The following is a 12,543-nucleotide window of genomic DNA, read 5'->3' as shown; positions in this document are numbered from 1 at the left end:
TCCGAATCGACTGGCGATCCGGACCGCACTCAGCCGAGAAAGACGTTGCGACGCTTGGCCAACAGTCGATACAGCGTCTGTTGAATCGTTTCTCGAACATGGTCCGTGACCTCGAACAGGACCATCGGGTCGTCGGCGGCACCGCTCTCGAAGGTGTCGGTGACGATGGGCTTTCCGAACTCGATGTACCACTTCGACGGCAACGGAACCAGGCCGAGCGGCCCGAAGTGCGGAAACAGTGGTGTCACCGGAAAATACGGCAACCCGAGAACCCGCGCGAGTGTGGTCAGATCACCGATTTTGGGATAGATCTCCTCCGAACCCACGATCGAGCACGGAATGATCGGGACACCGGTACGCATTGCGGCCGACACGAAGCCACCGCGCCCGAACCGCTGTAACTTGTACCGCTCACTGAACGGTTTCCCGATGCCCTTGAATCCTTCCGGGAACACCGCCGCAACTTCCCCCTCGTTGAGCAGACGCTCGGCATCGGGGTTGCACGCCAACGTATGACCAGCCTTGCGCGCCAGACCGCCTACCACCGGCATCTCGAAAGCCATGTCCGCAGCCAACATTCGCAGCGGGCGGTGCGCCGGATGATGATCGTGCACCGCAACCGACGTCATCAGGCCGTCAAGCGGGATCACACCGGCGTGATTGGCAACCACCAGCGCTCCCCCGGTGAGGGGAATGTTCTCGATCCCGCTGACCTCGACGCGGAACCACTTCTCGAACAACGGCCGCAACATCGGCATGACGACGTTGTCCGCGAAATGCGGGTCGAATCCGAACTCGTCTACCTCGTAGTCACCGGACACCCGACGTCGGAAGAATTCTGCCGCCGAGCCGATCTGGTCGACGATCGCCGACCTGGCCGCATCGACGAACGTGCTCTCACCGCCTTGGTCGGCCGCCGACGAAACTCCGGACGGATGCCGACGCTCACTTTGTTCACGGATGTCACGCTCCGTGCCGGTGACGGACTCACGCGACCGAGAGGTTGCCGACTTTCCGGTGTGAGTTGCACTGGGCCGCAAGGGAATTACCTTTGCCACGTCACTCACCCCTTCACCGCACTTCGTCCCGACACCGGCATGTGCATCACGTCTGCAGTTGCCGCTGCCTCGGCGGTGTCACCGCCGAGGATGGTGCTCAACGCATTCTCTGCCCGATCGATCCACTCGGACTTGATGATCCGGCGGGTCTGCATCGCACGCATGAAATCGTCGAGTGCCTGCATGGTGGTCCATCGCGGCTCGAACCCCAATTCGCTGCGCATGCGAGTGGTGTCGAGTCCGCAGCCGAACCGGAAGTACTCGAGTTGCTCGTCGGTGTACAGCCTCATGGACGATCCCACCAACGCGCTCCCGACACTGCGGAACAGCGCGAGCGGCATCGGAACTTCGACCCTTCCTGCCCGGCGGATCGCCTGCGACATCATCACCACCCCGTCGCCGGCGATGTTGTACGTACCCGAGGCGTGTCCGATGGTCGCCTTCTCCAACGCTGCGAGGGCATCCTCGACGTGGAGCAATTGCAGACGCGCGTTGCGCCCGACGATGGTCGGCACGAGCGGGGCGGTGACGTAATGCCCGACAGTTGCCGTCAGTTGAGGTCCGATCAGCGGCGCCAACCGCAGAATCCCGACCGAGATGTCGGGACGCCGACGCCCCATCCCGCGGAGGTATCCCTCGATCTCGAGACTGTCGCGGGCATATCCGCCCGGCGGCCGGCGGCGCGCACTCATTTCTTCGGTGAACTGGGCGGGGTCCTTGGCACTGCACCCGTAGACAACCGAGGCCGAGCGCAGGACCACCTTGCGAACCGTCGGAGCTTTCTGGCAGACCGCGAACAGTTGCATGGCGCCGATGACGTTCATGTCCTTCATCGCGGCGCGGCTGCCGGCTTTGGGGGCTTTCTGAAGCGTCGACGCATGCACGACGGTGTCGACCTCGGCGTTTCGGATCACTTTACCGATCAGCGGATTGCGGATGTCTGCTCGCACGAATTCCGCGCGGCCCATTCTGCGCATCATGTCCTTGCTCGGACTGACCGCGTCGACGGCGATGACACGCTCGATCGACGGATTCTGCGCAAGCCTGGTAATCAGGTAGCCGCCGAGGAATCTGCTCGCCCCGGTCACCAGTACGACGCGAGGCGCCGTGCCCCCTGAAGTGTTGTCACCTTCAACCACCAAGTACCCCCATATCCAGTAGAAACGCGCTCTGCCGAAGCGTTCCTCCCGCGATTTTCCCCCACTTTACGGGCAGAGGGGGTCCCGCGCTGACTACCCAAAATTCGGCCATTCAAGACAAACCGCCCAGACAATGAGACGGCCGACACATCTCTCCCCCTGAGATACGTCGCCCCTCCCCTGAAATAGATCGATGCCCGCCACCCCGGGAGGGGCGGCGGGCATCAACAGGTATTGCTTATTTACCGAGTTTCCTGCGCTGTACTCGGGTACGACGAAGCAGCTTGCGGTGCTTCTTCTTCGACATGCGCTTGCGACGCTTCTTGATCACTGAACCCATAGCGGGTGTCCCTCACGTTCTTCTCTAGCGTTCCTGCGCACGCCGGTCACGTACGCCTGCGCCAAGCAATTGGCGCCTGGCCCTCGTTTTAACTAGCTCAGCGCCTTACGACACCAGCTTGCTGGTACGACAGTGACTCATCGTACCGGTGTGGACTCACTCGGCATAAACCGAGCCTCCGGCACAGCAACCGCTGTGCCCGCGACTCAGCTCACGCCGAGGTCATCCTCCTCGAACCGGCTGGTCAGCCGGCATCGAAGTACGAGGTTTCGAGGTAATCGTGCACTGCCTTCGCATGTACACGGAACGAACGGCCCACTCGTACAGCGGGCAATTCGCCACTGTGCACCAACCGGTACACAGTCATTTTCGACACCCTCATCAAAGTTGCTACCTCAGCAACAGTGAGGAATTGCGTGCCGGCCACTGCCGGCTTTCCGTCGTGGGACGAACCCATGGACGGCTTGTTTGCAGACACCATTAATCCACATACCTCCAGCACGACTCGCGCCGCCGGCTTCCCCTCCGGCGGAACAGACACGTACGTACTAAGTCGAGCTTAGCTGTACTGGTGGGGTTAAAGCGACGGGTGTGGCTAAACGGACGACTATTCCGCAGCTGCACCCATCGCGGCCGAGCGTGTCTTGGCGGCATCCAAGGCATCGAAGAACGCCGTCCGCAGGCCGCCTGCTTCGAGCTGACGCAGTGCCGCAGCCGTCGTTCCGCCCGGTGACGTCACCGCGGCGCGAAGATCCGTCGCGCTGTCGCCGGTGCGATCGAGCATCGCTGCGGAACCGACCATCGTCTGCACCACCAATTCGGTAGCGACCGGGCGCGTCAGGCCGAGACCGACTCCCGCGTCGATCATCGCTTCGGCAACCAAGAAGAAGTAGGCCGGCCCCGAACCCGAGACAGCCGTGACCGCGTCAATCTGCGATTCGGGAACTGTGACTACTTTGCCGACGCTGCCGAGGATGCCGCGTACAAGTTCGAGGTGCTCGGCCTTGACGTGGCGTCCGGGTGACAGAACGCTCACGCCCTCCCCCACCAACATGGGGGTGTTCGGCATGACGCGGACGACCGGGAACCCTGCCGGCAGACGCGTTTCGAAGAACCCGGTGGGGATTCCCGCCGCGAGAGAAACGATCAACTGCTCGAGGTCACCGTCCAGATCGACCTTCGTCAACGCGGTGAGCGCTGATTCGACGTCGTTGGGCTTGACTGCGATGACGATGACGTCTGCACCCTCCGCGGCATCGGCGACCGTGCTGACACGGATGGAGTATTCGGCAATCAATTCGTCCGCGCGAGGCTGATACTGCTCGGCGACAACCAGATCCTTGATGGCGTGGCCGGCCTGCAACAGCCCGGAGATCAGCGCCTCGCCGATCTTGCCGCCACCGATAATCGCAATTCTTGTCATGGCGAACAGCCTGCCACGACCGCAGCGATCGACCCTAGCGGGGCATCATCGCCAGCTGACGGCTCTGTACGACAACCGCTCCAGTCGAATCAAGGACTGCGTGGTCCTCTTCGAACCACGTGCTGCCCAGAACATCCGAACTTGCTCGCACACGAAGCCATCCCGGCGTGGGCAGTCGGCGCAGGTACGTCGTCAACTGCACTGTCGGCGCCCACCCGAACAAGCCGCGGTTCATCGTCACCGGCGCGCTGATGTCACCTGCCATGATGGCGAACAGCACAGCGGTGTCGAGATCGTTCTCGTCTTCGGGCCCGGGGCGGACCCACATCCTCACCTCGGCCTCGCCTTGGCTCCCCGTCAGGAAGTGCGCCGAGGTGGTGTCGATTCGCATGTCGCAGCCCTGCCCGACGTGCACGACCTGAGCCATCGGATGATCACCGATGACTGCCACCGCACTCTCCGGCGGTTCCGGTGACATGTCGTCGATCGACGAGGCTGTGACAAATGTCGGGTCGCCGTCGTCCGGGAATCCCAGCGTGACCGCCGCGCGAACGGCGCTGCGACCGGCCTGGCTCAATTCGACGTCGATCAACGCGACCTGCCGTCCCTGCTTGCGGACGGTCACTTCCAAGTCGACTTCACCGGGGTCGGGGGCGGAGAGATAGTTAGCGCTCACGGCCAGCGGCTGCATCGCCAGAAGCGAGTCGTTCTCGCCCGCGCCGTCTCGCAGACATTGACGCGCGGCAGCGGCACACACCGCCATCATGGAGCCACCGTGCACCTTCGGCCCGATGGTCCAGATCGGGTCGATCGTTGCGGTGTATCTCCCGTCGCCGAGCGAGGTGAGGCGATTGAGATCTTGAAAGGGGCTGGTGCTCATCGATTTTCCTGTTCGGTACTGTCTCGGTGTTGCGGGAAATGTCGTGCGGCAAGGTCTTGGTGCGCCAAGCGTCGCAAAGCTGTCAGGACGGGTTCGTACATGGCGGTTCCGAGGACTGCATAGCGAATGCCGTCCTCGGTCGAAGCGGCGTGGCGAACGCCCTCCTTCGTCGTACCGGTGGGCATCAGCTCGATTTCCACTTCGGCAATCCCTCGGATGTGCTCGCCGTAGGCGCGCAATCGTTCGTCCGACAGGCTCAGTCCGGCATCCTCGAGGCCTATCAGTGCACGCTCGAGGTGAGCAACCGCCACGTACCTCGGCTCGTAGACCTGACCGAGAAACTCCAGAACCTTGCGAGCCCTGGGAAACTGTTGATCCGGCACCGGATCGACGTAGGGCGGTAGTTGTGCGATCGCGCGACCGAAAGTCTCGAATTCGGATCGCTCGTTACTGTCCACCAATTCGAGCACCGCGCGAATTCGTGGGATCGCGAGTCCCGCGCCGGCCAGGGCCCTGATCAACGCGAGTCGCTGGACGTGCTGTTCGCCGTACCTCGCTCCCGTTGCGCTGGTCGGCTCACCCGGCATCAGCAGACTTTCACGGAGGTAGTACTTGATCGTGGCGAGAGCAACGCCGGACTGCGCGGCCAGTTCGGAAACCTTCACCGTTCCTCCATCCGTCGACTCGCCGAGTTCATTGGATAGTGATGCTATCCAATGACTGTGGCACGCCCGAACAGAGGGCACGGGTTGCGCTAGGGTTGAACCTTCTTTGCGCAAACCACCAGAAATTTCCGAACGGAGCGAACAGGCGGAATGACGGACTTGCAGTCGGAGGCCCAGCCCGACGAACAGTGGCGCATCGTCGAACCACTGGCGCTGACTCCCCTGCTCACCGCCGCACTCGAGGTGTTCCACGAACTCGGTTACCACGGAGCGTCGGTTCGTGACATTGCCAAACGCGCCGGCGTCACCGTGCCGACGCTGTACTACCACCACGGCAATAAACAGGGCATCCTCGTCGCACTGATGGAACCGGGAATCGAGAACGTCACCGCGCGCGCGAGCGCTGCCGTCGATGCTGCCGGGCCGTCGCCAACGGCGCAATTCGGCAATCTCATCGAGGCCTGCGTCCTTCACATGACCAGTCGCTCCGACATCGCGTTCCTCGATTCCGAACTCCGATACCTCGAGGACGCGGAACGAAAGAGTTACGCGGCCAAGCGAAAGAAGCTCGAGAACCTACTCGTCGACGTACTGACGGCAGGCGTCGAGAGCGGTGAGTTCACGGTCCCCGACATCACCGGAACGGGCCGCGCACTGCTGGGCATGTGTCAGTCCGTCGTCCTCTGGTATCGACTCGACGGACCGCAGACTCCGCGCGAAGTCAGTGTTCTGTACCGCGAGATAGCGTTGAAAGCCGTCGGTGTCACTGCGTGAGCGCTGGTCGAATTTCCAGTCACGTCCGACTAGCCCTGAGACTGACGAACGTCACACATCCCGGCTGACACCGAAACCGGGACGCGTCCACGGTCACGGGTCCACACTTAGAAGCAGAGATGCGCGGGGTGGATCCGCAGACCGAGGGAGTTCTTGACGTATGGCCAACAGCAATCCATTTGTTCCTCCTAGCGCGGTCGACGTGGACCTTTCCGCGGTCGCCTGGGGAGCGAACCGCACGATGTCCGACTTCGAGACGGGAATGTGGCGGATGGAAGAGGCGCAGCCGCAACTGCGCTCACCGATCGTTGCGGTAGAGGTTCTCGATCGCGCCCCGGACTGGGACCGTCTGCTCCACGCAGTCGAGTGGGCATCGCACGTGGTTCCGCGCATTCGTATGCGCGCGGTGGAACCGGCAATGCAGCTGGGCAATCCGGTGTGGTCGGTTGATCCCGAGTTCGACATCGGCTACCACCTACGACGCGTCCGCTTGCCTGCACCGGCCGACTTCGATCACGCGCTGCGCATGTGTCGTCACCTTGCCACGGAACCTTTCGACAAGGCTCGGCCGCCGTGGAGCGCGCTGCTCATCGAAGGTCTCGACGACGGACGTGCCGTGTTCGTGGTCAAGACTCACCACTCCATCACCGACGGCATGGGTGGCATCCAGATGATGACGCTTCTGCACAGCAGGCGCCCGGATCCCACTCCGAACAAGCCCGACCGCATACCGCCGGCTCCTGAGCACCTGTCTTCGGTAGGCGCCTTCGGTGAGGAGGTCGTCAGCGAGATCCGGCGTGCGCCCTCCCGTATCGCCAAGCTGGTTCGCGGCGCCACCAATGTTGCGACCACAGCGATCTCGAGTCCGTTCAGCACGGCTTCCGAGGTCCTCGGGTACGCCAATTCACTCCGCAAGATCGTCACTCCCCCAGCTCGTTCCGGTTCCCCTCTGCTCCACGATCGCGGTCTCGGACGATGGTTCGGAACTCTCGAAGTGGGTGTCCCCGCACTCAAGGCCGGGGCGAAAGCTGCCGGCGGTTCACTCAACGACGCGTACGTTGCTGCCCTGCTCGGCGGGTTCCGTCGCTACCACGAATCGTTCGGACAATCCGTCGACAGCATTCCGATGGGGATGCCGATCAGCATGCGAACCGGCGCGGATGCCAACGGCGGCAACCGGTTTGCAGCAGTCCGCTTCAACGGCCCGGTCGCCGAGACCGATCCGGCCAAACGCATAAGGCAGGTACGAGAAATCGTCCTGGGTCTGCGTGAGGAACCGGCGTTGGACGCTCTCGACGTCGCTGCCCCGATCCTCGCCCGCCTACCAAATTATCTACTCGCGAACTGGTATCTGTCCCAGTCGACTGGACTGGATCTGCAGGCGAGCAATGTCGCCGGCGTACCGGTACCGGTGTATCTCGCCGGCGCGAAGATCGAGCGGATGTTCCCGTTCGGGCCGGCGCCCGGGTGCGCGGCAATGGCAACACTGGTCTCCCACGTCGGAGTGTGCTGCATCGGAATCAATCTCGACACCGCTGCGATCACGAAACCCGCCTTGCTGATGCAGTGCTTGCAGGAGAGCCTGGACGAGATCGTGGCTCTCGGAGTTCCAACGGAAGGTGCGTGAGTCATGAGTGAAAACACGAGCAACCCGCGCGTATACCTCACCGAAACCATGACAGAGGCCGAAGCCGGAGTACTGCGAAAGTGGCTTGCCGACAAGGCAACCGCATCCGAAACGCGGCCGGTCACCGTCAACATCACCGACAAGACCCTGGCAGAACTGGCGGCGCGGACTGACGACCCGATGCTCGCGCCGCTTCGCGTTGTGTGGATTCCGGACACCCGTACCAAACACAACGTCGCGGTGCGACTGCGCGATGCACTGGCACCACGCGATCCCCTCCACCCTGGACGCGGTGCGCAGCGCAGAACCCTGCGCACCGACCCGTCACGGTGCCAGGTCATCGAAGGTGAACCCGCGCCACTGAGCGATCTCGAGCGTCGACTCGAAAAAAGTGGTGGCGGTTCGCTACCCGAGTTCATCCGTCGTCAGGCCGCGCTGGCGCTCGAGCGCGCCGAGTTGGGCCTTCTGGGTGGTCAGTACAAGGTGTCGCGGTTCGTCGTCGACGAGATCACCGACACCCGCCGGTTCGCCACCGAGGTCATGGCGTTGGCCGACCGGTTGAACATCGCCGTCGCCGACGTCGATCGCCGTGCGCGTGAAGCACTCGAAGAAATGGTTGCCACCCAAAGTCGCCAAGCCATCGCGGTGTGGGATCGTCTGGGCCGCTACTTCGCCCGCGCGTACAAGCTCGACGTGGACACGAGCCGCTTCGAGGAACTCCGTGAGCTGAACAAGGAACACTCACTGGTCTTCCTCCCCAGTCACCGTTCGTATCTCGATCCCCTCGTTCTGCGTCCGGCGTTGATCGCGAACGGCTTGCCGCTCAATCACGTCATGGGCGGTCTCAACATCAGCTTCTGGCCCATGGGCTCGATCCTCAAGCGCAGCGGCACCGTCTTCATTCGTCGAAGCATCGGCAACGACGAGGTCTACAAGTGGTCGATGCACGAGTACATGCGCTATCTCCTGACCAAGCGCTTCAATCTGGAGTGGTACATCGAGGGTGGACGCGGGCGCACCGGGAAACTGCGCCCGCCGCGCTTCGGTCTCCTGACCTACCTGACCAAGGCATTTCAGGTGAGCGGCGCATCCGACGTGTACCTCGTTCCGGTCGCGCTGAGCTACGACCAACTCTACGAAGTCGGTGCAATGGCTGCCGAGGCTCTCGGCGCCGAGAAGACACCGGAAGGCCTGCGCTGGATGGTGGGTTACGTACGCGCACAGGGGAAACGCAACGGCGTCGCGCACGTGACCATCGGCCGACCACTCTCACTCGCAGAGGCACTCAGCCAAGAAACCGACCAGCGTCTCGCCATTCAGAAGGCCGGAATCGAGGTGTGTCACCGAATCAACGAGGTCACACCGGTGACCGTGTCGTCGCTGGCGATGTTGGCGTTCCTCGGAATCGAAGACCGGGCGTTGACCGTTCGTGAACTCACGGCGATCCTGACGCCGCTGTTCGGGTACATCACCGCGCGCGATCTTCCGATCGCCGGCGACGTCGAACTGTCCGATCCGCATGTCATCGAGAAGGCATTGCAGACACACGTTGATTCCGGCGTGCTCGAGCGTTTCGATCGCGGCGGCGAGCAGGTCTTCTACCTCGGCAAGGACCAGCATCTTGTCGCTGCCTTCTACCGCAACAACACAATTCACTTCCTCGTCGTGCGTGCCATCACCGAACTCGTACTCCAGGCAGCCGTCGAAGAACGGTTCGAGGATCCCATCGGGGACGGGTGGGCGGAGGCCAAACGGATCCGGGATCTGTTGAAATTCGAGTTCTTCTTCAGCGACCGGGACACGTTCGAGCAGGAGATGAGGACCGAACTGACCCTGATCGACCCCGAGTGGGAAACCGTCATGGCCGACGACAAACGAACTGAGCACATGATCGAGACGGTTCGGCCGTACCTTGCGCACCGCGTGCTCCAACCGTTTCTCGAGGCATATCAGGTTGTCGCCGATCAGCTTGTGCTTGCACCGATTTCGACGTCGTTCGACGAGAAGTCTTTCATCAGCAACTGCATCGACGTCGCACATCAGCGTCGCCTGCGGCAGCAGATCGCCAGCAACGAATCCGTCTCCGGCGAATTGTTCTCCACTGCACTGAATTTGGCGCGAAACCGTAACCTGATCGAAGTCGACGACGACGGAGTCAGGGCCCGGCGCCTGGCATTCGCTGCCGAGATCAAGGTTCAGGTCGAGCGCCTGCGTCACCTTCGCGCACTCGCGCATGCACGGCTCGATCAGGTGGCCATGCCGGTGCCCGACGCCGCCGCAGTAGTGACCATTCCAGAAGCAAACCGAGCACCCGCCGAGAACGAGGAAGTAGGACTGTGACCGGACTCGAGCGTCTGCACTCAGCCATCGAAGCCGCCCCTCCCGGGCCCGGAACGATCGCCGCCTTCGACCTCGACGGCACCTTGATCAGCGGTTACTCGGCCAGTGTCGTGTACCGAGACCGCCTGCGACGCTTGGATATCAGCGTCGGCGAATTGTTGCGCACCACCGGTGCCGCGATCGACACCCAGTTCCGTGGCGCTGATGTCGGAGCACTGATGGACATCGGCGTTCGCGCCCTGGGCGGCCGTACCGTCGAGGAACTGAACGACTGGGGCCGACGGTTGTTCAAGCAGGAGATCGCCGCGATGATCTACCCGGAAGCACGCGGGCTTCTGGCAGCGCACCGGCGCGCCGGCCACACGATCGTGATGGCCACGTCGGCGACTCCGTTCCAGGCCAAGTACGTCGCCGAAGATCTCGACATCGAAGATGTGCTGTGTACCGAACCCGAAGTCGTCGACGGAATGCTGACCGGCGAACTGTCCTCACCCGCTCTGTGGGGTCCGGCCAAGGCCAATGCGCTTGCGGAATATGCCGAGACGATGGGCGCCGACTTGAAGAACGCATTTGCCTACTCCAACGGTGTCGAAGATGTTTTCATGCTCGAGGCCGTCGGGCGACCTGTCGCGTTGAATCCCGATCGTGGCCTGGCCAAGATCGCGTTGCGCAATCACTGGCCTTCGGTCAGCCTGCGTAAACCGCAACGAGGCGCTACCCCGATCTCCACGATCCGAACGGCGACGGCCATGGGCGCGCTTGCTGCCACCGCCGCCCTCGGCGCGTCGGCGGGCATCGTCACCGGCAACCGACAACTGGGCGCGAACCTCGTCGGAACGTACGGTCCCGACATCTCGCTCTCGCTGCTCGGCATCGACGTCGAGATCGACGGCGAGCACAACGTGTGGGATCACCGCCCGGCGGTGTTCATGTTCAATCATCAGAGTTCCCTGGACATGTTGGTCCTCGGCACCGTCATAAAGCGTGACGTGACCGGTGTCGCGAAGAAGGAAGCGGCAAGCGATCCGCGGTTCATGCCGGTCGGCGCATTGCTCGACGTCGCGTACATCGACCGTACCGACACCACAAAAGCGAAGGCCGCATTGCAACCGGCGGTCGACAAGCTGAAGAACGGCGTCTCGATAGTCATCGCTCCGGAGGGCACCCGTTCTCCGACGCCACGCCTGGGCCCTTTCAAAAAGGGTGGATTCCACTTGGCGATCCAGGCCGGTGTGCCGATCGTGCCCGTGGTGATTCACAATGCGGGCGAAAGGATGTGGCGCAATTCGCTTGTCGCTCATCCGGGCCCGGTCTACGTCTCGGTGCTCGATCCCATCTCGACCGAAGGCTGGGAGACCAAGGACCTCGACGCTCACGTGGAGAAGGTGCGCACGCAGTTCGAGGCTGCGCTACTTGCCGGCCACCGCTGAACGTGCCAGGTGCTCGCGTGCAAACGCGAGCGCCTGCGCCAGCATCGAGGACCGCTCCCGCCGGGTGCGCGCGTTCTGAGTGTTGATCTCGATGACGGCCTGGCCGCTGAATTCGCTCGCGGCCAACTGCTGACACAACTCCGCACACGGCTGTGAACCATGCCCCGGGATCAAGTGCTCGTCCATCGACGCCCCACGACCGTCGGCCAGGTGCAGATGCTCGAGTCCCCTACCCATACGCGAGGCCAACTCCAAGGCATCCATGCCCGCCGTCGCGGTGTGCGACAGGTCGAGTGTGTAGTGAGCGTGATCGGAATCGGTCGGGTCGTACGACGGACTGAATGCCGACAGCGCCGCGCCTGGACCGCCCCGTTTGCGTAAACGCTCCGCAGATTTGTCCTTGCCGCCGAAGAAGCTGTCCGCGCGCATGGGGAACATGTTCTCCACCGCCACGACGACGCTGCTCTTCGATTCGAGGTCGACAACCTGTTCGGCGAAGCCTTCGGCGTACTTGCGCTGCCACCGGAACGGCGGGTGGACGACCACCGTCGTGGCACCCAAGGTTTCGGCGGTGCGAACCGAACGCTCGAGTTTCTCGACGGGATCGGAACCCCACACGCGCTGCGAAATCAGCAGACACGGCGCATGCACAGCCTGCACCGGGATCGCATATTTGCGAACGAGGGCAGCAACAGCACCGACGTCCTGGCTGACGGATTCGGCCCACACCATCAGTTCGACACCGTCGTATCCCAGATCGGCGGCGTAACGAAATGCCGCTTCCGTGTTCTCCGGATACACAGAAGCCGTCGACAAGCCGACGGCTATCGGCCGACGAATCATGCGCTGCGATCCCCCGATCATCGT

Annotated in this window: 12 protein-coding genes; 4 read left to right on the top strand and 8 right to left on the bottom strand. The window is 62.8% G+C overall.

The genetic code is table 11. From position 1 onward, the window contains the following. Positions 1-29: 29 nt before the first annotated feature. From ACSW29_RS09490 to ACSW29_RS09460, 7 genes are all read right to left on the bottom strand, one after another. Positions 30-1,067 (bottom strand): lysophospholipid acyltransferase family protein, encoded by a 1,038-nt coding sequence (locus tag ACSW29_RS09490; protein WP_230816936.1) that lies wholly within the window; start codon positions 1,065-1,067, stop codon positions 30-32. After that, positions 1,064-2,197, bottom strand: a complete 1,134-nt coding sequence (locus tag ACSW29_RS09485) for an NAD-dependent epimerase/dehydratase family protein (protein WP_230816935.1) — start codon at positions 2,195-2,197, stop codon at positions 1,064-1,066. The genes ACSW29_RS09490 and ACSW29_RS09485 overlap by 4 nt, the downstream gene beginning before the upstream one ends. Positions 2,198-2,435: 238 nt before the next feature. After that, on the bottom strand, positions 2,436-2,537 hold the full coding sequence (locus ACSW29_RS09480) for a 30S ribosomal protein bS22 (RefSeq protein ID WP_003402602.1): 102 nt from the start codon (positions 2,535-2,537) through the stop codon (positions 2,436-2,438). Between the two features lie 244 nt (positions 2,538-2,781). Beyond that, positions 2,782-3,018, bottom strand: a complete 237-nt coding sequence (locus ACSW29_RS09475) for a helix-turn-helix domain-containing protein (protein WP_003941845.1) — start codon at positions 3,016-3,018, stop codon at positions 2,782-2,784. A gap of 126 nt (positions 3,019-3,144) precedes the next feature. Further along, entirely contained in the window at positions 3,145-3,960 is an 816-nt protein-coding gene (gene proC / locus ACSW29_RS09470; RefSeq protein WP_317825117.1) for a pyrroline-5-carboxylate reductase, read from the bottom strand. A gap of 34 nt (positions 3,961-3,994) precedes the next feature. Next, positions 3,995-4,840 (bottom strand): thioesterase family protein, encoded by an 846-nt coding sequence (locus tag ACSW29_RS09465; RefSeq protein ID WP_448277119.1) that lies wholly within the window; start codon positions 4,838-4,840, stop codon positions 3,995-3,997. Next, positions 4,837-5,505, bottom strand: coding sequence for a MerR family transcriptional regulator (locus ACSW29_RS09460; RefSeq protein WP_317825115.1), 669 nt, complete (start codon positions 5,503-5,505; stop codon positions 4,837-4,839). Before ACSW29_RS09460 ends, ACSW29_RS09465 begins: the two co-directional genes overlap by 4 nt. A 150-nt stretch (positions 5,506-5,655) precedes the next feature. Between ACSW29_RS09460 and ACSW29_RS09455 the strand changes: the two genes are divergently transcribed. From ACSW29_RS09455 to ACSW29_RS09440, 4 genes are all read left to right on the top strand, one after another. After that, positions 5,656-6,279, top strand: coding sequence for a TetR/AcrR family transcriptional regulator (locus tag ACSW29_RS09455; protein ID WP_317825114.1), 624 nt, complete (start codon positions 5,656-5,658; stop codon positions 6,277-6,279). Between the two features lie 160 nt (positions 6,280-6,439). Next, a complete protein-coding gene (locus ACSW29_RS09450; RefSeq protein WP_230816930.1) occupies positions 6,440-7,906 on the top strand; it encodes a wax ester/triacylglycerol synthase domain-containing protein in 1,467 nt (488 codons plus the stop codon). Between the two features lie 3 nt (positions 7,907-7,909). Further along, a complete protein-coding gene (locus tag ACSW29_RS09445) occupies positions 7,910-10,246 on the top strand; it encodes a glycerol-3-phosphate 1-O-acyltransferase (RefSeq protein WP_448277118.1) in 2,337 nt (778 codons plus the stop codon). Next, positions 10,243-11,676 (top strand): HAD-IB family hydrolase, encoded by a 1,434-nt coding sequence (locus ACSW29_RS09440; protein WP_230816928.1) that lies wholly within the window; start codon positions 10,243-10,245, stop codon positions 11,674-11,676. The genes ACSW29_RS09445 and ACSW29_RS09440 overlap by 4 nt, the downstream gene beginning before the upstream one ends. On the opposite strand, the gene ACSW29_RS09435 is transcribed toward ACSW29_RS09440, so the two are convergent. Further along, entirely contained in the window at positions 11,656-12,540 is an 885-nt protein-coding gene (locus tag ACSW29_RS09435) for a sugar phosphate isomerase/epimerase family protein (protein WP_230816927.1), read from the bottom strand. The genes ACSW29_RS09440 and ACSW29_RS09435 overlap by 21 nt on opposite strands. Positions 12,541-12,543 lie beyond the last annotated feature (3 nt).

It is taken from the genome of Rhodococcus sp. GB-02 (assembly GCF_053470465.1).
The sequence above is the reverse complement of the archived record's forward strand: the minus strand, read 5'-3'. Positions and strand labels throughout refer to the sequence as shown.